General features: G+C 59.1%; 19 protein-coding genes. 7 read left to right on the top strand and 12 right to left on the bottom strand.

The features are described 5' to 3' along the window. Window positions 1-60 precede the first annotated feature (60 nt). From rho to GNF76_RS07460, 3 genes are all read right to left on the bottom strand, one after another. Window positions 61-1,320, bottom strand: coding sequence for a transcription termination factor Rho (rho, locus tag GNF76_RS07470; RefSeq protein ID WP_017845130.1), 1,260 nt, complete (start codon window positions 1,318-1,320; stop codon window positions 61-63). A 234-nt stretch (window positions 1,321-1,554) separates the two neighbouring features. After that, complete coding sequence (trxA, locus tag GNF76_RS07465; RefSeq protein WP_003213989.1) at window positions 1,555-1,884, bottom strand: thioredoxin TrxA; 330 nt, start codon at window positions 1,882-1,884, stop codon at window positions 1,555-1,557. Window positions 1,885-2,005: 121 nt separating this feature from the next. Then, on the bottom strand, window positions 2,006-2,701 hold the full coding sequence (locus tag GNF76_RS07460) for a FadR/GntR family transcriptional regulator (RefSeq protein WP_155582520.1): 696 nt from the start codon (window positions 2,699-2,701) through the stop codon (window positions 2,006-2,008). A 255-nt stretch (window positions 2,702-2,956) separates the two neighbouring features. On the opposite strand from GNF76_RS07460, the gene GNF76_RS07455 reads away from it, so the two are divergent. From GNF76_RS07455 to GNF76_RS07440, 4 genes are read left to right on the top strand one after another with little or no spacing between them, the layout of a single operon-like run. Beyond that, window positions 2,957-3,742 carry a transporter substrate-binding domain-containing protein gene (locus tag GNF76_RS07455; protein ID WP_155582519.1) on the top strand — a complete coding sequence of 262 codons (786 nt, stop codon included), beginning with the start codon at window positions 2,957-2,959 and terminating at the stop codon, window positions 3,740-3,742. Between the two features lie 21 nt (window positions 3,743-3,763). After that, window positions 3,764-4,432: an amino acid ABC transporter permease gene (locus GNF76_RS07450; RefSeq protein WP_155582518.1), complete on the top strand. Its 669-nt coding sequence runs from the start codon at window positions 3,764-3,766 to the stop codon at window positions 4,430-4,432. Beyond that, a complete protein-coding gene (locus GNF76_RS07445) occupies window positions 4,429-5,079 on the top strand; it encodes an amino acid ABC transporter permease (protein ID WP_155582517.1) in 651 nt (216 codons plus the stop codon). Before GNF76_RS07450 ends, GNF76_RS07445 begins: the two co-directional genes overlap by 4 nt. Continuing rightward, window positions 5,066-5,803: an amino acid ABC transporter ATP-binding protein gene (locus GNF76_RS07440; protein WP_155582516.1), complete on the top strand. Its 738-nt coding sequence runs from the start codon at window positions 5,066-5,068 to the stop codon at window positions 5,801-5,803. Before GNF76_RS07445 ends, GNF76_RS07440 begins: the two co-directional genes overlap by 14 nt. Here GNF76_RS07440 and GNF76_RS07435 read toward each other — a convergent pair. The 4 genes from GNF76_RS07435 to GNF76_RS07420 form a co-directional block, all read right to left on the bottom strand. Further along, window positions 5,775-6,344 carry a DUF1120 domain-containing protein gene (locus tag GNF76_RS07435; RefSeq protein ID WP_155582515.1) on the bottom strand — a complete coding sequence of 190 codons (570 nt, stop codon included), beginning with the start codon at window positions 6,342-6,344 and terminating at the stop codon, window positions 5,775-5,777. The genes GNF76_RS07440 and GNF76_RS07435 overlap by 29 nt on opposite strands. Next, complete coding sequence (locus GNF76_RS07430) at window positions 6,334-8,862, bottom strand: fimbria/pilus outer membrane usher protein (protein WP_155582514.1); 2,529 nt, start codon at window positions 8,860-8,862, stop codon at window positions 6,334-6,336. The genes GNF76_RS07435 and GNF76_RS07430 overlap by 11 nt, the downstream gene beginning before the upstream one ends. A 7-nt stretch (window positions 8,863-8,869) precedes the next feature. Then, complete coding sequence (locus GNF76_RS07425) at window positions 8,870-9,562, bottom strand: fimbria/pilus chaperone family protein (RefSeq protein WP_155582513.1); 693 nt, start codon at window positions 9,560-9,562, stop codon at window positions 8,870-8,872. A gap of 146 nt (window positions 9,563-9,708) precedes the next feature. Next, window positions 9,709-10,356: a DUF1120 domain-containing protein gene (locus tag GNF76_RS07420; RefSeq protein ID WP_155582512.1), complete on the bottom strand. Its 648-nt coding sequence runs from the start codon at window positions 10,354-10,356 to the stop codon at window positions 9,709-9,711. Between the two features lie 478 nt (window positions 10,357-10,834). On the opposite strand from GNF76_RS07420, the gene ppx reads away from it, so the two are divergent. Then, window positions 10,835-12,337, top strand: a complete 1,503-nt coding sequence (gene ppx, locus GNF76_RS07415) for an exopolyphosphatase (RefSeq protein WP_155582511.1) — start codon at window positions 10,835-10,837, stop codon at window positions 12,335-12,337. A gap of 139 nt (window positions 12,338-12,476) precedes the next feature. Here the strand turns inward: ppx and ppk1 are convergent, their stop codons facing one another. Together ppk1 and hemB are read right to left on the bottom strand one after the other, a co-directional pair. Next, window positions 12,477-14,699 (bottom strand): polyphosphate kinase 1, encoded by a 2,223-nt coding sequence (gene ppk1 / locus GNF76_RS07410; RefSeq protein WP_155582510.1) that lies wholly within the window; start codon window positions 14,697-14,699, stop codon window positions 12,477-12,479. Between the two features lie 18 nt (window positions 14,700-14,717). Continuing rightward, on the bottom strand, window positions 14,718-15,731 hold the full coding sequence (gene hemB / locus GNF76_RS07405) for a porphobilinogen synthase (protein WP_178123217.1): 1,014 nt from the start codon (window positions 15,729-15,731) through the stop codon (window positions 14,718-14,720). A 207-nt stretch (window positions 15,732-15,938) separates the two neighbouring features. Here hemB and GNF76_RS07400 point away from each other — a divergent pair, with 207 nt between their 5' ends. After that, a complete protein-coding gene (locus GNF76_RS07400) occupies window positions 15,939-16,565 on the top strand; it encodes a DedA family protein (RefSeq protein ID WP_155582508.1) in 627 nt (208 codons plus the stop codon). Here the strand turns inward: GNF76_RS07400 and GNF76_RS07395 are convergent. Continuing rightward, a complete protein-coding gene (locus GNF76_RS07395) occupies window positions 16,546-17,781 on the bottom strand; it encodes a sterol desaturase family protein (protein WP_155582507.1) in 1,236 nt (411 codons plus the stop codon). The two genes, GNF76_RS07400 and GNF76_RS07395, sit on opposite strands and share 20 nt — an antisense overlap. 115 nt (window positions 17,782-17,896) lie before the next feature. On the opposite strand from GNF76_RS07395, the gene elbB reads away from it, so the two are divergent. Beyond that, entirely contained in the window at window positions 17,897-18,562 is a 666-nt protein-coding gene (gene elbB / locus GNF76_RS07390; RefSeq protein ID WP_155582506.1) for an isoprenoid biosynthesis glyoxalase ElbB, read from the top strand. Window positions 18,563-18,592: 30 nt separating this feature from the next. On the opposite strand, the gene GNF76_RS07385 is transcribed toward elbB, so the two are convergent. Further along, a complete protein-coding gene (locus tag GNF76_RS07385; RefSeq protein ID WP_155582505.1) occupies window positions 18,593-19,048 on the bottom strand; it encodes a YaiI/YqxD family protein in 456 nt (151 codons plus the stop codon). Between the two features lie 2 nt (window positions 19,049-19,050). Then, window positions 19,051-20,946, bottom strand: a complete 1,896-nt coding sequence (locus tag GNF76_RS07380) for a cytochrome c/FTR1 family iron permease (protein ID WP_155582504.1) — start codon at window positions 20,944-20,946, stop codon at window positions 19,051-19,053. Window positions 20,947-21,109 lie beyond the last annotated feature (163 nt).

Here is a 21,109-nt window from a genome sequence, read left to right as displayed (position 1 = left end):
TTCAACAAAAAAAAATGGCGCCCCGAAGGGCGCCATTCTTTTTTGACCTGAGAAGTCGCGTTATTTGCGCTTCATCGACAAGAAGAACTCGTCGTTGGTCTTGGTGGTTTTCAGCTTGTCGATCAGGAACTCGATGGCCGCTACTTCGTCCATCGGGTGCAGCAGCTTGCGCAGAATCCACATGCGCTGCAGTTCGTCATCGGCCGTCAGCAACTCTTCGCGGCGGGTGCCGGAACGGTTGATGTTGATCGCTGGGAACACACGTTTTTCAGCGATACGGCGATCCAAAGGCAACTCCATGTTGCCGGTACCTTTGAATTCTTCGTAAATCACTTCGTCCATCTTCGAACCGGTTTCAACCAGCGCGGTGGCGATGATGGTCAGCGAGCCGCCTTCTTCAATGTTCCGCGCGGCGCCAAAGAAACGTTTCGGTTTCTCCAGGGCGTGGGCATCGACACCACCGGTGAGGACCTTGCCGGAGCTCGGGATCACGGTGTTGTAGGCGCGAGCCAGACGGGTGATGGAGTCCAGCAGGATCACCACGTCTTTTTTGTGCTCGACCAGACGCTTGGCCTTCTCGATCACCATCTCGGCAACCTGCACGTGGCGGGTTGGTGGCTCATCGAACGTCGAGGCAACGACTTCGCCGCGCACAGTGCGCTGCATTTCGGTTACTTCTTCCGGACGCTCATCGATCAGCAATACGATCAGATGAACTTCAGGATTGTTACGGGCGATGTTCGCTGCGATGTTCTGCAGCATGATGGTCTTACCGGCTTTCGGCGGCGCAACGATCAGGCCGCGCTGGCCCTTGCCAATCGGGGCGCACAGGTCGATGACACGACCGGTCAAGTCTTCGGTGGAACCGTTACCGGCTTCCATCTTCATGCGCACGGTCGGGAACAGCGGCGTCAGGTTCTCGAAGAGAATCTTGTTTTTCGCGTTCTCGGGACGATCGAAGTTGATCGTGTCGACCTTGAGCAGGGCGAAATAACGCTCGCCTTCCTTCGGAGGGCGGATCTTGCCAACGATGGTGTCACCGGTGCGCAAGTTGAAGCGACGGATCTGGCTCGGCGAGACGTAGATATCGTCTGGGCCGGCGAGATAGGAGGCGTCTGCAGAGCGGAGAAAGCCGAAGCCGTCCTGGAGAATCTCCAGCACGCCATCACCGGAGATTTCCTCGCCGCTTTTCGCGTGCTTTTTCAGCAGGGAGAAAATCACGTCCTGCTTGCGCGAACGGGCCATATTTTCTATGCCCATCTGTTCGGCCAATTCGAGCAGTTCGGTAATCGGCTTTTGCTTGAGTTCAGTCAGATTCATATAGGAATGACGTAATCATTTATGGAGGGGGGAAATTAAGCTTTTGGCTTAATGAGGCCGCGCCGCAGAGAAGGCGACAGGATCGCGTACTAATCGAAAAGGAGTGCGTCGGCGACGGCTTGCAGGGGGCAATGGAGAAACCAGTGCGGGGCCGAATGTACCACCTGAGTTTCAGAGCGTCTAGCCCTGTTTCACGAAAAAGCCCCGCTATTTGCGGGGCTTTTTTGACGACGCTTAGATGTTGGCGTCGAGGAAAGCTTGCAGCTGGGACTTCGACAGTGCGCCGACCTTGGTGGCTTCGACGTTGCCGTTCTTGAACAGCATCAGCGTCGGGATACCACGCACGCCGTGCTTGGCCGGGGTTTCCTGGTTGTCGTCGATGTTCAGCTTGGCAATGGTCAACTTGCCTTCGTAGGTGGTAGCAATGTCGTCCAGAACCGGAGCGATCATTTTGCAAGGACCACACCATTCAGCCCAGTAGTCAACCAGCACCGGGCCTTGGGCCTTAAGTACTTCTGCCTCAAAGGTCGCGTCGGTGACGTGCTTGATAAGATCGTTGCTCATGGATGTCTCCGGGTTGTAAGCAAAAAAAACGTTGCCCATCATAGCCGCCCTTCCCTCGTTCAGGAAGCCGCCTCTGATTGACTCTTGCTATGGTGTTGCATGAGTTTGGGTATAGCCCAGATCAACGCATGACGGGAGTAATGAAGGCAATGCCCGTACGCAGCGCCGCGTTACGTACGTGTTCTTGCATGGTTTTCTGTGATGCGGCACTGGCGCGCCGCGCCAGGGCACGGAGGATCTTGCGGTGTTCCTGCCAGGTCTCCATGGCCCGCTCCGGTCGGATGAACGGTAGCTTCTGACTCTCCAGAAACACGTCGACGCTGGCACTGAGAATGCTGACCATCGCCTGATTTCCGCTGGCCAGCAGGATGCGCTGGTGGAATTCGAAGTCCAGCCGCGCCGCCGCCTCGAAGTCACTGGCCTTAAGTTCTTTGTGCATCGCCTCGACATTATCGTCAAGAAGATCCAACTCATCGGTGGTCAACGTCACCGCCGCCAACCCTGCCGCGAACCCTTCCAAGGCATAGCGCAGTTGAAAGATATCCAACGGTGTTGCTTGCGCAGCAAAAGGCCAGGCAAAGCCCGCAGGCTCATCCATCGCTTGCACGAACACGCCTTTTCCTGGCTGCACGCTGACCACGCCCAGCGCACTGAGCGAGGACAACGCTTCGCGTAACGAAGCACGACTCACGCCCAATTGCAGCGCCAGGTCGCGTTGGGACGGCAGCGCATCGCCCGGTCCGAAGCCCTCTTCGGCGATCAGTTTGCGGATAGCTTGCAACGCTAACTCCGGTACGGCCTGCGCGATGGAATTCATAAAAAACTCAAGGTTCCAGTCCACTGAGCGGCTAGTTGTAAAGCTATTCGCGGCACCCGGCAAGCCACGCTCCAAAGGAGCTCGCGGGATTTTTGTGGCGCTCGAAAAGAGTGCAAAAGCCAACGCAACTGTTCAGACCAGTAAGACCGCTACAGCCCAATAGATTGCGCCCTTTCAGGCGATTCACAGGGTGATGGCATGGGCTGTGCACTGGCAGAAACCAGAAAATTCCTTCGCCCATTTCGGAGAGTTGCCATGACCAAGCGTTGCAGCGCCCTGCTCACCGCCCTGTTTGCCAGCCTGATGCTGAGCCAGGCGCCCGCCCAGGCCAATGGCCTGGACGATATCGTCGCCCGTGGCACCCTCAAGGTCGCCGTGCCCCAGGATTTCCCTCCGTTCGGTTCGGTTGGCCCGGACATGAAGCCTCGCGGCCTGGACATCGACACTGCAAAACTGCTGGCTGACCAGCTCAAGGTCAAACTTGAACTGACGCCAGTCAACAGCACCAATCGCATCCCCTTCCTCACCACCGGCAAGGTCGATCTGGTGATTTCCAGCCTGGGCAAGAACGCCGAACGGGAGAAAGTCATCGATTTCTCCAAGGCCTATGCACCCTTCTACCTCGCCGTATTCGGCCCACCGGACGCACCTGTCAGCACCGTCGATGACCTCAAGGGCAAAACCATCAGCGTGACCCGTGGCGCTATCGAAGACATTGAGCTGACCGCCGTCGCGCCAAAAGAGGCCACGATCAAACGCTTCGAAGACAACAACTCGACCATCGCCGCTTACCTGGCCGGCCAGGTAGACCTGATTGCCAGCGGCAACGTGGTGATGGTCGCCATCAGCGAGCGCAGTCCCAAGCGTATACCGGCGCTGAAAGTGAAGCTCAAGGACTCGCCCGTCTACGTGGGCGTGAACAAGAACGAGCCGGCGCTGCTGGATAAGGTCAACCAGATCCTCGTCGCCGCCAAGGCTGACGGCAGCCTGGAAAAGAACGCGAAATTGTGGCTCAAAGAGCCGCTGCCGGCTGATCTCTGATTGCCGCAACGAGGGTTAGATATGGCCTATCAATTCGACTTTGTGCCGGTCCTGGCCAATACCGATCTGTTGCTGCGCGGTGCGCTGTTCACGCTTGAGCTGACCGCCATCGGTGCGGTACTGGGCGTGGCCCTGGGGATTGTCGGCGCAGTGGCGCGAGCGTGGAAAATCCAGCCGCTGTGCTGGATGTTCGGGGTGTATGTCGAGTTGATCCGCAACACGCCGTTTCTGGTGCAGTTGTTTTTCATCTTCTTCGGCTTGCCATCCCTCGGCGTGCAGATTTCCGAATGGCAGGCGGCGGTACTGGCGATGGTGATCAACCTGGGCGCCTACTCCACCGAGATTATTCGCGCCGGGATCCAGGCCATTCCTCGCGGACAATTGGAAGCGGCAGCGGCGCTGGCGATGACCCGCTTCGAAGCGTTCCGCCACGTAGTGCTGCTGCCGGCGCTGGGCAAGGTCTGGCCGGCCTTGAGCAGCCAGATCATCATCGTGATGCTCGGTTCGGCGGTCTGTTCACAGATCGCCACCGAAGAGCTGAGCTTTGCCGCCAACTTCATCCAGTCCCGCAATTTCCGCGCCTTCGAAACCTATGCCCTGACCACCCTGATTTACCTGTGCATGGCCTTGATGATCCGCCAGTTATTGAACTGGATCGGCCGGCGCTACATTCAGAGGAGCAGCCGATGAGTGACTTCTCCTTCTGGGACATCGTGAGCAACCTGCTGATCGGCCTGCAATGGACCTTGCTGCTGTCCCTGGTAGCGTTCATCGGTGGCGGCTTGGTGGGTTTGCTGGTGATGACCCTGCGCATCAGCACCAAGGCCTTCCCACGCAACCTCGCCCGTACCTGGATCGAGCTGTTCCAGGGCACGCCGCTGTTGATGCAATTGTTCCTGGTGTTCTTCGGTGTGGCGTTGCTGGGGGTGGATATCTCGCCCTGGCTGGCGGCGGCGATCGCCTTGACCCTGTTTACCAGCGCCTACCTGGCGGAGATCTGGCGCGGCTGCGTCGAGTCCATCGCCCATGGTCAATGGGAAGCCTCAGCGAGCCTGGCCCTCGACCCTTATGAACAATTGCGCTATGTGATCCTGCCCCAAGCCCTGCGTATTGCCGTAGCGCCCACCGTGGGTTTCTCGGTGCAGGTAGTCAAAGGCACCGCCGTGACCTCGATCATCGGCTTTACCGAACTGACCAAGACTGGCGGCATGCTCGCCAACGCGACCTTCGAACCCTTCATGGTCTATGGCTTGGTGGCGCTCGGTTACTTCCTGCTCTGCTACCCCTTGTCCCTCAGCGCGCGCTACCTGGAAAGGAGACTGCATGCCTCTGCTTAGAATTTCTGCCCTGCACAAATATTACGGCGATCACCACGTACTCAAGGGCATCGACCTGAGTGTCGAAGAAGGCCAGGTGGTGGCGATTATCGGCCGCAGCGGCTCGGGTAAATCCACCTTGCTGCGCACGCTCAACGGCCTGGAGTCGATCAACGACGGGGTGATCGAAGTCGACGGTGAATACCTCGATGCCGCCCGCGCCGACCTGCGCAGCCTGCGGCAGAAAGTCGGCATGGTGTTCCAGCAGTTCAACCTGTTCCCGCACCTGACGGTAGGCGAGAACGTCATGCTGGCGCCCCAGGTGGTGCAAAAAGTGCCCAAGGCCAAGGCCGCACAACTGGCGCGGCAGATGCTGGAGCGGGTTGGCCTGGGAGAGAAATTCGATGCTTTTCCTGATCGTTTGTCCGGTGGCCAGCAACAGCGGGTCGCCATCGCCCGGGCGCTCGCCATGTCGCCCAAGGTACTGCTGTGCGATGAAATCACCTCGGCCCTCGACCCGGAGCTGGTCAATGAAGTGCTCAGCGTGGTCCGGCAACTGGCCAGGGATGGCATGACCCTGGTCATGGTCACCCACGAGATGCGCTTTGCTCGGGAAGTGGGTGACAAGCTGGTGTTCATGCACCAGGGCAAAGTCCATGAAGTGGGCGATCCGAAAATCCTGTTTGCCCAACCGCAGACCGCCGAACTGGCCAACTTCATTGGCTCGGTGGAACAGCCAGGCTGACCAGCTCAAACCCTCCCTGGCCCTCGAGCAGTGTTTGATTGCGCACGGCAAGAGCAGCAGGCGCCAGCTCGACATCAATATCGACCTGGGCCGTCAACCGGCGCCCCGTCACCCTTGCCCCGGTGGCTCGTGCAACCAGCGTCTGGCCGGGCAATAGGCGGCCGCTTGCAGGTTCGCCCGGCAATTGCGCAACGGTCCACTCGACATCGCGCCCGTCGACCTGGGCCTGCTTGAGGCTCAGGGTAAAGCGCCCCTGCCGTCCGAACTGGAACCCGTGCCCATCCGCCGGCACACCGTTAAAACGCAATGCCATCACCGACGGATGAGTACAGACAACAGTCAGGTGCAGGGTGCGCTTGCCTAAAGACTGCCGACCAGACGCCCCCTCCATCCGCTCAGTACGGTGGATAACACCATAATCAACTCGAGGCTGGCTCAAAGACAGCCGACAGGTGTCGGCCTGCGCTTCATTCGCCATCAGTGCGGTAAAGCACAGCAGGGCCAGCCCCCACCGCCGACTTCCCGCAGGTTCACGGCGCATGGCAGACCGCCGAAGCGGTTTCGTAGAGTTTGTCATTGTTGGGCTCTTGCTCAGGGTTCAGTTGCAGCAGGCAGGTGGTTGAGTCCGGCAGTGAAACCTTCAAGGTTTGCAGCTCATTCGCATTTCTCAGGAAGAGCATCCCCTCACCCACCACGCTGGTCAGAAAAGTGTTGTCCTTGTCGAACACCGAGGCGCCCTGCGGCAATGGCCTGCCTTGTTCGTCATGCACCTCAAGTAACAGACGGCGAACTTTCACCACCTCAAAATCCACGTTGTTGAAAGAGCCCCGCCCGGCGGCGAGTACTTTGGCACCGTTCTTCAGGTCGATATGTTTGGGCAAGGACTGGGTCTGTACCTCAACACGGCTGCTGCTATAAGCCGGCAGCCCGGCAATCACCGCTTGCCCGCTGAAGTCAGTCCATACAGGGCCCAGCGGGGTCGCGACCTTGGTGGACCCGATATCGCCCACCGAAACGATACCGAAGGTGTCCTGAACAGCATAAGGTGAGAACGTCAGCCCGCGCGCATGGGCCACAACACCACCTTGAAGCTGCCCTGTGTAACTGGTACTCAACGAGTCACGGCTCACACCCAATCCGACACGGGTATAACGTGGCATCACGTCCACATGGCCCCGCACAGCTTGCTCACGCCCCTTCAGGTCGCGCTCGACACCCACCTCGTAGTTCACGTATTCATTAACCCGCTCACTGAGCAACGTGCCGGCGTCGAGCCTGTCACCCCGGCGACTGGCATAGGAAACAAGGCGACGGTCTTCGCCCAAGGGAATGCTGACCTGCAGCCGAATGGAAATACCCTCTTCCAACCGTTTATCGCGCTCCCTGCCGATAGATGTATCGTGACTGCGCCGCCGTGAACCACCCACCTGTGAGTCGGCGACCAACGCCACATCGGCGTGCCTGAATCCCTTGTTCCAGGAAGCAAATAAGTGCTCGACGGAGCGGCCGTCAAATTGCGAGCTGCGTGTGTAATTGAGGGAAAAGCCTCCCAGGATCGGATCTGCCCAGCTCAAGCCCGCCGTGTATTGACTCCTGAAACGTCCATCAAAATCGTCAACCCGCGACGACTGGCCGGCTTCAAGTACCTCGCGATAACCACGGGTCTGGGAGGCTGCGCTCAGGTTCATGTCCATGTCGGCAAATAGCGGGCTGCTCAAAGACAGCGTGCTGCGAGCCCCGGACACTTTGTCCCGGCTGTCACGGGACAGGTTATGACGCCCCCCCACGGCCACTCGCTGGAAAAAAACGCTGCTCAGGGCTCCGCCCGCTGCCTGATATTCATCGGTGCTCAACAGACCGAACCCCAGGGACGACGCCCGCCCCAGCCCCCAGGTCCCGCTGGCCATGGCCACTACCGGTTGCTCTTTGCTGTCGACCGATGACTCGCGCACCTTGCCCAGCGACAGGTAATAACCCGGTGTTACCGGAGCGGCCCCACGAAAGGAGGCGGCAGGCACGACAAAACTACGCCGTGCGCCGCGAACGTCAATGACGCTCACTTCAAGGTCGCTCGTGCCATTGAGCAACGGCAACCCTGTCAACCTGAATGGCCCCTCCGGCACCAGGGTGCTGTAGATCAACGCGGCGGCCTGACGCACTTCAATACGTGACTGGCTTTGGGCTAGCCCCTCGACGACCACGTCGTTGCTACCCGCAGGCATGCGTAACTGGCCGTCGGGGGAAAACTGGAGTCCGGATAACTGCAGCCCACCGAACACCGGGTTGTTGCTCGATATCTGGCCGACCTGAAAAGTCGACTGCAACGCGGCAATATCACGCTGTGCAAAAGCATGCACATGCTCGGTACTGGTTTTGCCATTGTCGGAAACATAGAACTGGCGACTGCGAACAATCCAGTCACCAAGGTTGAAGCCCGCCTCGGTGTAAGCCGACATATAGCGGCTGGAATCACCACGCGACTGAGTATCAAAACCCAGCACGTCGTAATTGAACAGGGCCGCCGCGCCGCCCCGGGAAAAACTGCCGGCCTCCCATTCGGGCTCACGTAACGACTGCGTAGGCACCACCAGCGTGACTTCATCGCTGCCCGGGCGCAGCCTCACCATCGTCGAGGGAAATTCACCGAGGAAGTCATGGCAGGCCTGGTCAGGCGTAATACCCTCACGAATGATTCCGGACGGCTTCAACAAGCCGGCTTTGTCCAGCAGTCCAGGGGTGAAACATAGCTGCCCCTGATAGTCGAAACGCGCATCTACCAGCCCCAACGGATTCCCGTTCACCCGCAGCCCCACCACATGGACACCCTCGCGAAAACGCGCCGCGCTGCGAAAGTATTCGGAAACCTGAGGGTCAATTCCATGTGCGGTTAACGCAGCAAGGTCAAAGCCCTCTCCTAGCTCAAGGGCAGAGACATAGCCTGGCAACCCCCACAGTGTCACAAGCCCCACGAAAACGTTTGAGCGGTAAGGCCTGAAGGCCGAAGCACCGGCGTTCAGAGCGTAGTGGGTGCGCGAGCACAGCTTCTTTGGTTTTTTCATAAGCCGATCAACGCGCATCGGCAATGACGGGGGCTCGGTAGCTATCGACCGAAAACCCATAAACCGTGGCCGGTTGAATCTCCACCGAGGCCAAATCTTTCAAAGGCCCGTCAACCGTTGCCGTCAGGACTTCACCCGGCAAGATGTAGGTTCGCGGCAATGTGGCCAGGTGCTTTTGCGGAAGCAGTTGCACGTCCAGCGCCAGACGCACGACGTAAGCGCTGTCATTGTGAACGGTCAGGCGTTCACCCTCGCGCTTCCATTTCAACAATTCCCAAGGCGTCTGGTGCCTGGGTAACCCTTGAGGGTGCAAGATCAGCGGCAGGTTCTGTCGAAGGGTAATGCCGATGGTCGCTCCGCCCGGAACACTCGCCTGGGGAATACCTTCGAACGAAATGCGCTTCAGACGCTGGGTCTTGAGTGGTACCTTCGAGGTGCTGATGAAACGGACAAGCTGTGTATCACCACCCTCTACCCGAGTAATGGGTGGCGTGACGATCAATAAAGGCTCCAGGTCCTCGGGGATATTTTCGACCACTGAGTGAAGTAATGCCGGGCCCGGGTCTGTATTCTTGATTGTGATTGTCGCCTCTGCGTCCTCTTCATAAAGAACAACAACGGTTGTTTCAGGCTGCATACCATCCGCCATGGCCATGGCGGACAAATAAAAATACAAACTTGCACACCACAACAGCGTCATATTTACTCTTGAACGACCACTCACCTGGTTTTCCCCGCAACATTATAAGTAAACAGTTAGAAAACGAACACGCGCCTATGACCAGCCGATAAGACATGAAAGTCCCCTGACAACTTCCACGTCACTATCGGCTGCTTTTCAGATATTTAGATGTAACTCAGTACTAGAGTGGCGCGCCCATCCAAAGTGACATCCCGGGTGAGGTCCAAATCCTGCGCCCTGTTGATCACTGCTTTTACTGCAATAACACCCGTCAATTGAGAGATCGAGGCAGGAGTAACCGTGACCCCGTTGCGCCATGAGTACTGGCTAGGTGTTTGGGCGACCTTGCCATCACTGTTCTGCCAGGCACCGGCGCTGACTCGCATGATCGGGTTCAGCACGACACCCGACGACCGGAGGTCCCTGAGGGTGACCGAGTAACCGCCGGTACGGCGGGTACCTACAGCTCCCAGGCCATAGTTTTGAGCTTCGGTGAAGCCGGTCCCCAATATTCCAGGTACCTTGCTGCCACCCTGTAGATCAGTAAGGGTCAAGCCGAACTTTGCGGGTGTGGTACCACAATTGACAACCAGCGAGGTCGTCCTCTCTTCGCGAGGATTGAAGGCCGTTTGGGACAGTTCCCCCGAACGGATTACGCCGTAGTCGATGATCCCGCCACCCCCCAGGCTCAGGTTGCATGCTGCCGGCGTGATCGTGCCCCTGACCACCAACTGCGCAACGGTCGTTGCCTGAGCACTGAGACTTGCTGCCAGGCAAATAACACCCATGGTCAAACCAAATATTTTTTTCATATTCACCTGTCATTAGAAAACTTCAGGCGTTTTTTATTACGAGCCAGGCCATTCCTCGTCCGACACAGATCATCCTTGAAATACAAAACTATAAATAAATAACACCACGGCGTAATTGCCGGGTGACAGTCTCTCTCCTCAGCGCACTTCAAAAGAATAAGACAACACTTCGGCCGACGTGAGACCTGTAAACAATAACTGTCCACTTAACCAAAGTCAGCAGTAGTCCCCAACAACAAACCTGCCAAAACTATTGAACTCCCTGCGTAGGCAAAATCATGAAGAATGATGAGCGCTAATGATTTTTAAATTGACTCGACACTCTACAGCTCAATTAACAGATGCTTGAAGAGTTCCCCTACATTTCCTTCAGAACTTGTTCACAGACAACGATAGAAAAATTCCCCAAGCACTACGCGTTGGCGTCAGCGGTTGATCGTGGCACGATGGCAAGGTTATCGACCGAGATCCCTTACCCATGCCGCAATCCCAAGCCAAGAATCTGTCCCTGATCGCCGCCATCGACCTGGGCTCCAACAGTTTTCACATGGTCGTGGCCAAGGCCCAGAACGGCGAGATCCGCATCCTTGAGCGGCTCGGCGAGAAAGTACAATTGGCTGCCGGGATCGACGACGAGCGCCAGCTCAATGAAGAGTCCATGCAGCGCGGGCTCGATTGCCTCAAGCGCTTCGCCCAGCTGATCAACGGCATGCCCCTGGGCGCTGTACGCATTGTCGGCACTAACGCCCTGCGTGAAGCCCGCAACCGTGGCGAGTTCATCCGCCGCGCCGAGGAAATCCTCGGGCACCCGGTGGAAGTCATCTCCGGCCGTGAAGAAGCGCGCCTGATCTACCTCGGCGTGTCCCACACCCTGGCCGACACCCCAGGCAAGCGCCTGGTGGCCGATATCGGCGGTGGCAGTACCGAGTTCATCATCGGCCAGCGTTTCGAGCCGCTGCTGCGCGAAAGCCTGCAAATGGGTTGCGTCAGCTATACCCAGCGCTATTTCAAGGACGGCAAGATCACTCCGGCCCGTTACGCCCAGGCATATACTGCGGCGCGGCTGGAGATCATGAGCATCGAGCACGCCCTGCACCGCCTGACCTGGGATGAAGCCATTGGCTCCTCGGGCACCATCCGCGCCATCGGCCTGGCCCTCAAGGCTGGCGGCCACGGTACCGGTGAGGTCAATGCGGAAGGGCTGGCCTGGCTCAAGCGCAAGCTGTTCAAGTTAGGAGACGCCGAGAAAATCGACTTCGACGGCATCAAGCCGGATCGCCGGGCAATATTCCCCGCTGGCCTGGCAATCCTCGAAGCGATCTTCGACGCCCTCGAATTGCAGCGCATGGATCACTGTGACGGCGCCCTGCGTGAAGGCGTGCTCTATGACCTGCTGGGTCGTCATCATCACGAAGACGTCCGTGAGCGCACCCTCAGCTCGCTGATGGAGCGCTACCACGTCGACCTGGAGCAGGCGGCACGGGTTGAGCGCAAGGCGCTGCATGCCTTTGATCAAGTGGCTGAAGACTGGGACCTGGAAGACGGTGTCTGGCGCGAGCTGTTGGGTTGGGCGGCCAAGGTCCATGAAGTGGGCCTGGACATCGCCCACTACCACTACCACAAGCACGGCGCCTACCTGATCGAGCACTCGGACCTGGCTGGTTTTTCCCGGGAAGACCAGCAAATGCTCGCGCTGCTGGTGCGCGGTCATCGACGCAATATCCCCAAGGATAAATTCGCCGAGTTTGGCGACGAAGGCATCAAGCTGATCCGCCTGTGCGCGCTGCTGCGCTTCGCGATCCTGTTCCACCACATTCGTGGCACCCAGGAAATGCCCCAGGTGACCCTGCGCGCCCATGGCCACAGCCTGGATGTGGTGTTCCCGAAGAACTGGCTGGATGAAAACCAACTGACCCAGGCGGACTTCGCCCAGGAAGCCGAGTGGCTGACGCGGGTTGGGTTCAGCCTGAACGTGCGCTGATACGGCCTGAAGGCCACCGACAAACAAATGTGGGAGCGGGCTTGCCCGCGATTACGGAGTGTCAGTCAACACATCAATTGGCTGACCCACCGCTATCGCGGGCAAGCCCGCTCCCACATTTTCTGGATCGTGCCAGTGCTTAGTTCACCGTCAGAATCGGGCTACCCAACCGCTCCAACAGCGTCGCCTGGGCGCTGCGCGGATTCTGGTTGCCGGTCGGCGTATTGCGCACGTAACGGCCGTCCGACTGCAGGCTCCAGCTGTGAGTGTTATCAGTGAGATAACTCTCCAGCTCCTTCTTGACCCGCATGATCAGCTTCTTGCCTTCCACCGGGAAGCAAGTCTCCACACGCTTGTCGAGGTTGCGCTCCATCCAGTCGGCACTGGAGAGGAACATCTGCTCTTCACCGCCATTGAGGAAGTAGAACACCCGTGTGTGTTCCAGGAAGCGGCCGATGATCGAACGCACATGGATGTTGTGCGAGACGCCGGCAATCCCCGGACGCAGGCAGCACATGCCACGCACCACCAGGTCGATACGCACCCCGGACTGGCTGGCCTTGTACAGCGCGCGGATGATCTTCGGGTCGGTCAGCGAGTTGAACTTGGCGATGATGTGCGCCGGCTTGCCCTCGAGGGCGAACTGAGTTTCCCGGGCAATCATGTCGAGCATGCCCTTCTTCAGGGTGAACGGCGCATGCAATAGCTTCTTCATGCGCAAGGTCTTGCCCATGCCGATCAACTGGCTGAACAGTTTTCCGACGTCTTCGCACAAAGCGTCGTCGGAGGTCAGCAGGCTGTAGTCGGTGTACAGCTTGGCGTTGCCGGCGTGGTAGTTGCCGGTGCCCAAGTGGGCGTAACGCACGATCTCACCGGCTTCACGGCGCAGGATCAGCATCATCTTGGCGTGGGTCTTGAATCCAACCACACCGTAAATCACCACCGCACCGGCCGCTTGCAGGCGGCTGGCCAGTTGCAGGTTTGACTCCTCATCGAAACGGGCGCGCAATTCAATCACCGCAGTGACCTCCTTGCCGTTACGAGCAGCATCTACCAGTGCATCAACGATTTCCGAGTTGGCGCCGCTGCGGTACAGGGTCTGGCGCACAGCCAGGACATGCGGGTCCTTGGCGGCCTGGCGCAGCAGGTCGACCACCGGGGTGAACGACTCGAACGGGTGCAGCAGCAAAATATCCTGCTTGCTGACCACGCTGAAGATGTTCTCGCTGTTTTGCAGCAGTTTCGGGATCTGCGGGGTAAACGGCGTGTATTGCAGCTCCGGGTGGCTGTCCAGGCCAGTGATGCTGAACAGGCGCGTCAGGTTCACCGGACCGTTGACCTGGTACAACTCCGTCTCGCCCAGGTTGAACTGCTTGAGCAGGTAGTCCGACAGGTGTTTAGGGCAGGTGTCTGCCACTTCCAGGCGCACGGCATCGCCGTAGCGCCGGGAGAACAGCTCGCCGCGCAGGGCGCGGGCCAAGTCTTCGACGTCTTCGGAGTCCAGCGCCAGGTCGGCGTTACGGGTCAGGCGGAACTGGTAGCAGCCCTTGACCTTCATGCCCTGGAACAGGTCATCGGCGTGGGCGTGGATCATCGACGAGAGGAATACATAGTTATCGCCAGCGCCCCCCACTTCTTCCGGTACCTTGATGATCCGTGGCAGCAGACGCGGTGCCGGAATGATCGCCAAGCCCGAATCGCGACCGAAGGCGTCGATGCCTTCCAGCTCGACGATGAAGTTCAGGCTCTTGTTCACCAGCAACGGAAACGGGTGCGTCGGGTCCAGACCGATGGGGGTGATGATCGGAGCGATCTCATCGCGGAAAAAGCGGCGCACCCACGTCTTGATCTTGGTGGTCCAGTGTCGGCGACGGATGAAACGAACCTGATGTTTTTCCAGCTCCGGCAACAGGATGTCGTTGAGGATCGCGTATTGGCGATCGACATGCCCGTGCACCAGCTCACTGATGCGCGCCAGGGCTTGATGCGGTTGCAAGCCATCGGCACCCGCCTGTTCACGGGCGAAGGTGATCTGTTTCTTGAGGCCGGCGACGCGAATCTCGAAGAACTCATCCAGGTTGCTGGAGAAGATCAGCAGGAACTTCAGCCGTTCCAGCAGCGGGTAGGACTCATCCAGCGCCTGTTCCAGCACGCGGATGTTGAATTGCAGTTGTGACAGCTCACGATGGATGTACAGGCTGCTGTCATCCAGGTTCGGGATCGCGATCACCGGTGCCACGGCGTGCACCTCCGCCGCTACGGCAGGCGGCGCGGGCTCCAGCTCCGGCGGAGTCTCGGTGACTTGTTCAACCACCGGGTGAGCGTCTTTTACTGCAACTTCTGAGAGTCCTTCGGTATTCATCGAGTGTTCCTGTGAGGGCTATTGTTGCTCTCTAAGCAATTGGGCGGCGCGGGCGGCAAAGTAAGTCAGGATGCCATCAGCTCCCGCGCGTTTAAAGGCAGTCAGGGATTCGAGGATCACCCCTTCACTCAACCAACCATTCTGGATCGCGGCCATGTGCATGGCGTACTCACCGCTTACCTGATAGACAAAGGTCGGTACCTTGAATTCCTCTTTGACCCGATAAAGGATGTCCAGGTACGGCATCCCAGGCTTGACCATCACCATGTCGGCGCCTTCAGCCAGGTCGGCGGCCACTTCGTGCAGGGCTTCATGGCTGTTGGCCGGGTCCATCTGGTACGAGGCTTTGTTGGCCTTGCCCAGGTTCAGCGCCGAGCCCACCGCATCGCGAAATGGCCCGTAATAGGCACTGGCGTACTTGGCTGAATAGGCCATGATCCGCACATTAACGTGGTCGGCCAGTTCCAGCGCCTCGCGGATCGCCTGGATGCGACCGTCCATCATGTCCGACGGCGCAACCACCTGGGCGCCCGCAGCAGCGTGGGACAAGGCCTGTTTGACCAGTGCATCCACGGTGATGTCGTTCTGAACATAGCCTGCCTCGTCGAGAATGCCATCCTGCCCGTGGGTGGTGAACGGGTCCAGCGCCACGTCAGTAATCACTCCCAGCTCCGGGAAGCGCTCGCGCAAAGCGCGGGTGGCGCGCTGGGCGATGCCATCCGGGTTCCAGGCTTCGGCGGCATCCAGGGATTTAAGCTCGGAGGGCGTGACCGGGAACAGCGCCACGGCCGGAATCCCCAACTCGACCCAGTTCGCCGCCTCGATCAGCAGCAGATCAATAGTCAACCGCTCCACACCCGGCATCGAGGCCACCGCTTCCCGACGATTTTCACCGTCCAGCACAAACACCGGCAGGATCAGATCATCCACCGTCAGGACGTTTTCACGAACCAGGCGGCGAGAAAAATCATCACGACGATTGCGGCGTAGACGGGTAGCGGGAAACAGTCGATTGGCGGGGGTAAAGCTCACGGCAGACTCCTGAGCCCGGCTTGACGGGCGAGCGTGACAGTTATAAGCGGCCATTATGACGAAGGAATTACAGTTGTGCTTATCCATGCGACCTGTAGTCGCATTCCTGGTTTTTGTAGGAATTGTTCACTTCGTGACACATCTCGATACTTTCATGAATGTTCACGAAGGCGTAGGCTGCGCGTTCATTTCGCCAGCACCCAGACAATGCTCCAACAATTTCTGCATGACTTTGGCTACTTTGCCCTCTTCCTAGGCACGTTCTTCGAAGGCGAAACCATTTTGGTCCTCGCAGGCTTCTTGGCGTTCCGCGGATACATGGATATCAACCTGGTGGTGGTCGTTGCCTTTTTTGGCAGCTACGCCGGCGACCAGCTGTGGTACTTCCTGGGGCGCAAGCATGGCCGCAAGCTCCTGGCCCGCAAACCGCGCTGGCAATTGATGGGTGATCGCGCCCTGGAACATATCCGCAAGCACCCGGATATCTGGGTACTGAGCTTCCGTTTTGTCTACGGTTTGCGCACGGTGATGCCAGTAGCCATTGGCTTGTCAGGCTATCCGCCAGGCCGCTATCTGTTGCTCAACGGTATTGGCGCGGCCATTTGGGCCGCCGCGCTGGGGGCTGCGGCCTACCATTTCGGCGCCGTGCTCGAAGGTATGCTGGGCAGCGTCAAGAAGTACGAGCTATGGGTGCTCGGCGCCCTGCTGGTGCTGGGCCTGGGCTTGTGGCTGCGTCGTCGCATCAAGAATGCCCGCTTGACGCGCCAGGCCTGTGCCGAGGCAAAGGCCCGGCTGGACGAGCAAAAGAAAGAACCTACGACGCCAGTCGAGTAAGCCGGTCTCTGCAACAGTAGAGGCCGATGAGGCTGAGCAGGCTATAGCTGAGAAGGCCCAGCCAGCCCAACGCGCTGGCAGGCCACAAACCGACCAGCGGCGCCAACCACACCAGTGGCACATTCAGCACCAGGCGCAAAAACTCGGCCTTCAACGCCCACGGGCGATTCTCCAGCGCCACTCCCAAAGCAAACAACCCCAGCGCCATCGCACTCCAACCCAGCACCAGGGCAGCGGTCGGCAGCCCTTCGCCAACATTCATCAAATAGCTGCCCAAGCCCACGTAAACGGCGAACTGTAGGGCGATGTAAATCTGCTGACGAGTGTCCAGTGGCACCTCGAATTTACGGAACTGGCTCAGGTCCGGCTTGGCCAGCGGGTACTTCGCCGCCACATCCGCCGGGCGCCAGCCCGTGCGCATGAACCAGATACGTAACTTATCCCACCAACGCTCAGTGCGCCGGGCATCACTCCACAACTGTGCATAAAACTGCAGGTTGGCCCACAACGGGTTCCAACTGGCCAGCGGCGTGGTCACGCCAAAGATCACCGGCTCATTTTCGTCTTCTTCCTGGAAGGAGCCAAACAGCCGGTCCCAAATAATGAACACCCCGCCGTAGTTGCGATCCATGTAGAGAGCGTTCTGTGCGTGGTGAGCCCGATGATTGGACGGTGTGACGAAAAACCACTCGAACCAGCCCAGCTTGGGCACATGCCGGGTATGGACCCAGAATTGATACAGCAGGTTGAGGGATGCAACGCTGATAAACACCACCAACGGCACACCGATCACCGCCAACGGCAGATAGAAGATCCAGCTCAGGAGAAACCCGGTGCTGGTCTGGCGCAAGGCAGTGGTGAGGTTGTAGTCCTCGCTCTGGTGATGCACCGAATGGGCGGCCCAGAGGATGTTGCGTTCATGGCCGCAGCGGTGCAGCCAGTAGTAGCAGAAGTCGTAGAAGACAAAGGCGAACACCCAGGTCCAGACACTCTGGGCCGACAATTCGATGATCGCCAGGTGCTTGAGGGCGAAGGCATAGGTCAATAGCCCGACGCCTTTGGTCAGCAACCCCGTGGTGGTGGAGAGCACGCCAGTGCTGAGGCTGTTGATGGCGTCTGCCACCCGGTAATTGCGCTCACCGCGCCAACGGTCGGCCAGCAACTCGACCACGATCAAGGCAATGAAAAACGGTACCGCGTAAGGGACGAAGTCCATGGGCAAGTCCGGTCAATTATTGTTACATCAAGATTAGGTGTAGTGGCTGGATATCCCATTGGCAATGAGTGACAAATAAGTAGACATTTAACGCCATGAATCAGGAGAAATGCCCATGAGCAAAAAAATTGCAGTGATCCTTTCCGGCTGTGGCGTGTATGACGGCGCAGAGATCCATGAAAGCGTGATCACCCTGCTGCGCCTGGACCAGCGTGGTGCTCAGGTCCAGTGTTTTGCCCCCAATATCGCGCAATTGCATGTGATCAATCACCTGACCGGCGAAGAAATGCCCGAGTCGCGCAACGTGCTAGTGGAGTCGGCGCGCATTGCTCGGGGTGAGGTGAAGGACATTCGTGAGGCCAACGCCGAGGATTTCGACGCGCTGATCGTGCCCGGAGGTTTTGGAGCGGCGAAGAACCTGTCGAACTTCGCCGTCGAAGGCGCCGGGTGCAGCGTCAACCCGCAGGTGCTGGAACTGGCGGAGGCCTTTGCCGAAGCGGGCAAACCCGTAGGGCTGATCTGCATCTCCCCGGCGCTGGCGGCAAAGATCTACGGCCCCGGCGTGACCTGCACCATTGGCAACGATGCCAACACGGCAGCAGCGATGGACAAGATGGGCGCGACCCACCGCGAATGCACAGTGGACGAGATTGTCGAAGACAAGGCCCGCAAGCTCGTGAGCACCCCCGCCTACATGCTGGGCAAAAACATCAGCGAAGTAGCATCGGGAATCAACAAACTGGTGGACCGGGTGTTGGAGCTGACCCACGAGAACGACTGACTGTAGCGAGGGAGCAAGCTCGCTACAGGGTCAGGCCTGGCGCATCAACCGGGTGAGGATACGGTCGAGTGAATTGGCAAACGCTTGCTTTTCCTTCTCGCCATGGGGCGGCGGGCCGCCACCCATCTGGCCCTGCTCCCGCAGGTCCGTGAACAGGTTACGCACCGCCAGCCGTTCACTCATGTTCTGCGGGCTGAACTCCTTGCCGCGAGGATCGAGGGCCGTCACACCGTTCTTCACCAGGCGATCGGCCAGCGGCACGTCGCTGCAAATCACCAGTTCGCCGGGCACAGCGTGCTCGACGAGATAATCATCTGCGGCGTCAGGGCCACTGGGCACCACGATCAGCTTCACGCACGAAAAGCTCGGCTTGATCTGGCTCTGCCCTGCCACCAGCACCACCTCGAATTGGCGCTTGAGGGCAAACTTCACCACCTGATCCTTGGCCGCCCGTGGGCAGGCGTCGGCATCGATCCAGACGCGCATGGTTATGCCGTCACTCGGCGTTTTTCAGCCAGTCGACTGCGACCATACAGCACCACAATCGCCAGAATCGCCAGGGCCTGGGCACTCAGCGAATAGGCGTCAGCGTGAATGCCCAGCCAATCGAAGTCGAAGAACGCCACTGGCCGGGTGCCGAAGATACCGGCTTCCTGCAACGCCTTGACGCCATGCCCGGCGAACACCACCGACAGCGCGCACAGCAGCGCCGCGTTGATACCGAAGAACAGTGCCAACGGCAACTTCGCCGAACCCCGCAGAATCACCCAAGCCAGGCCCACCAGCAGCACCAGCGCCGTGGCGCCACCGGCCAGGACCGCGTTGTGCCCGGCAGGACCGGCCTGCAGCCACAGGGTTTCGTAGAACAGGATCACTTCGAACAGCTCGCGATAGACCGAGAAGAACGCCAGTACTGCAAAGCCGAAGCGCCCACCGCCACCCACCAGACTGCTCTTGATGTAGTCCTGCCAGGCCGCCGCATGGCGCCGGTCATGCATCCACACACCGAGCCACAACACCATGACGCTGGCAAATAGCGCCGTGCAGCCTTCCAGCAATTCGCGCTGGGCGCCGCTGACATCAATCACATAGGCCGCCAAGGCCCAGGTCCCAAGACCAGCCAGCAGTGCCAGGCCCCAACCGACGTTAACGCTGCGCACCGCCGATTGCTGGCCGGTGTTACGCAGGAAGGCAAGGATCGCCGCCAGTACCAGAATCGCTTCCAGGCCTTCGCGCAGCAAAATCAACAAACCGGAAATATAGCTCAAGGACCAGCTCAGACCATCGCTGCCCAACAGCCCAGCCGACTCCTTGAGCTTGCCCTTGGCCACATCCAGGCGTTGTTCCACCTGCTCAACCGGCAAGCCATCCTGCAACGACTGCCGGTAAGCCATCAGGGCTTTTTCAGTGTCTTTGCGCACATTGGCGTCGACGTTGTCCAGGGAGCTCTCAACCAGCTCGAAGCCTTCCAGATAAGCCGCTACCGACAGGTCGTAGGCCTGTTCGTGATCACCATTGCGGAACGCGGCGAGGCTTTTGTCCAGGGTGGTCGCGGTGTAATCGAGCAGTTGCGCCGGGCCACGCTTGACCTGTGGCGGCTGCGCGCGTTGCGCGCGGAAGGTTGCAGCGGCATCGGGACCTTCAGCAGCCAGCACTTCGTTGGGCGTTTGGCGCGCCAGATCGGCCAGGTTGAAGGGCTTTTCGCTTTTTGCCGCAGCCGGGTTGGCGGTGAAGCCTGCGATATAGGTGGCGAGATCCCAACGCTGGCGATCGTCCAGTTGATCCGCGAAGGACGGCATGTCCGTGCCCTCGACGCCCAGCCCAAGGGTGTTGTAGATCGCGTAGAGGCTCAAGCGGTCCAGGCGCGCAGCGTCCCGCAGGTTCGCCGGTGGCGGCGTCAGGCCAACGCCTGCCGGGCCATCGCCGGCGCCGGCGTCACCGTGGCAAACCGAACAGTGCTGGGCATACAGCGGCGCACCACGCGTTGGGTCCGGAGTAATCGCCGGGGCCTGACTGACTTCATAGGCCACTGCCAACTTGGCACCCAGTTGCCGAGCCTGGTGAGCCACAGCTGCACCGTCCTCGTGGGCCTTCACGGCAGCCAGCAGCTCATCGACGCCTTTCACCAATTCTGCGCGCTCAGGTTTCTCTGGAAGCTCGGCCACCAGGCCCTGCAAGACCCCTAGAAACTCCACCTGCTCACGGTATTCGGAATCATCAATGACCTTGCCCGCGTCCACTGTCGGCGGGTAGTCGGCGCCAATGTAATCCAGCAAATGCAGCGCCTGTGGTGCGCCTTCTGCGGTGGCTGCCAGCAGGTTGAAGCTGCACGACATCAACGTCGGCAACAGCAGCCAAGCGAGGAAACGGGAGAGGCCAATCATGAATGAATCTCAAATGGAAATACGAAGTAACACATTGTCAAACGTTAAGGGGTTTGACTCAAGGCGTGATCGTCAAAAGTACAGGCAACACAAAACAAATGTGGGAGCGGGCTTGCTCGCGAAAGCGGTGGATCAGTCGATGAAGCTGTTGACTGAAACTCCG

The organism is Pseudomonas spelaei, from assembly GCF_009724245.1.
Lineage (GTDB): Bacteria > Pseudomonadota > Gammaproteobacteria > Pseudomonadales > Pseudomonadaceae > Aquipseudomonas > Aquipseudomonas spelaei.
Note: the sequence above shows the minus strand (reverse complement) of the source record. Positions and strands in the feature narration are given on the sequence as shown.

Excerpts from the sequence above, each read along its gene's own strand:
- GNF76_RS07435 (WP_155582515.1), bottom strand. The coding sequence starts at position 6,344 with ATGCGCCGTGAACCTGCGGGAAGTCGGCGGTGGGGGCTGGCCCTGCTG.
- ppx (WP_155582511.1), top strand. The coding sequence starts at position 10,835 with ATGCCGCAATCCCAAGCCAAGAATCTGTCCCTGATCGCCGCCATCGAC.
- GNF76_RS07455 (WP_155582519.1), top strand. The coding sequence starts at position 2,957 with ATGACCAAGCGTTGCAGCGCCCTGCTCACCGCCCTGTTTGCCAGCCTG.
- ppk1 (WP_155582510.1), bottom strand. The coding sequence starts at position 14,699 with ATGAATACCGAAGGACTCTCAGAAGTTGCAGTAAAAGACGCTCACCCG.
- trxA (WP_003213989.1), bottom strand. The coding sequence starts at position 1,884 with ATGAGCAACGATCTTATCAAGCACGTCACCGACGCGACCTTTGAGGCA.
- GNF76_RS07425 (WP_155582513.1), bottom strand. The coding sequence starts at position 9,562 with ATGACGCTGTTGTGGTGTGCAAGTTTGTATTTTTATTTGTCCGCCATG.
- GNF76_RS07460 (WP_155582520.1), bottom strand. The coding sequence starts at position 2,701 with ATGAATTCCATCGCGCAGGCCGTACCGGAGTTAGCGTTGCAAGCTATC.
- GNF76_RS07440 (WP_155582516.1), top strand. The coding sequence starts at position 5,066 with ATGCCTCTGCTTAGAATTTCTGCCCTGCACAAATATTACGGCGATCAC.
- GNF76_RS07380 (WP_155582504.1), bottom strand. The coding sequence starts at position 20,946 with ATGATTGGCCTCTCCCGTTTCCTCGCTTGGCTGCTGTTGCCGACGTTG.
- GNF76_RS07400 (WP_155582508.1), top strand. The coding sequence starts at position 15,939 with ATGCTCCAACAATTTCTGCATGACTTTGGCTACTTTGCCCTCTTCCTA.
- GNF76_RS07420 (WP_155582512.1), bottom strand. The coding sequence starts at position 10,356 with ATGAAAAAAATATTTGGTTTGACCATGGGTGTTATTTGCCTGGCAGCA.
- GNF76_RS07445 (WP_155582517.1), top strand. The coding sequence starts at position 4,429 with ATGAGTGACTTCTCCTTCTGGGACATCGTGAGCAACCTGCTGATCGGC.
- GNF76_RS07430 (WP_155582514.1), bottom strand. The coding sequence starts at position 8,862 with ATGAAAAAACCAAAGAAGCTGTGCTCGCGCACCCACTACGCTCTGAAC.
- elbB (WP_155582506.1), top strand. The coding sequence starts at position 17,897 with ATGAGCAAAAAAATTGCAGTGATCCTTTCCGGCTGTGGCGTGTATGAC.
- GNF76_RS07450 (WP_155582518.1), top strand. The coding sequence starts at position 3,764 with ATGGCCTATCAATTCGACTTTGTGCCGGTCCTGGCCAATACCGATCTG.
- GNF76_RS07395 (WP_155582507.1), bottom strand. The coding sequence starts at position 17,781 with ATGGACTTCGTCCCTTACGCGGTACCGTTTTTCATTGCCTTGATCGTG.
- rho (WP_017845130.1), bottom strand. The coding sequence starts at position 1,320 with ATGAATCTGACTGAACTCAAGCAAAAGCCGATTACCGAACTGCTCGAA.
- GNF76_RS07385 (WP_155582505.1), bottom strand. The coding sequence starts at position 19,048 with ATGCGCGTCTGGATCGATGCCGACGCCTGCCCACGGGCGGCCAAGGAT.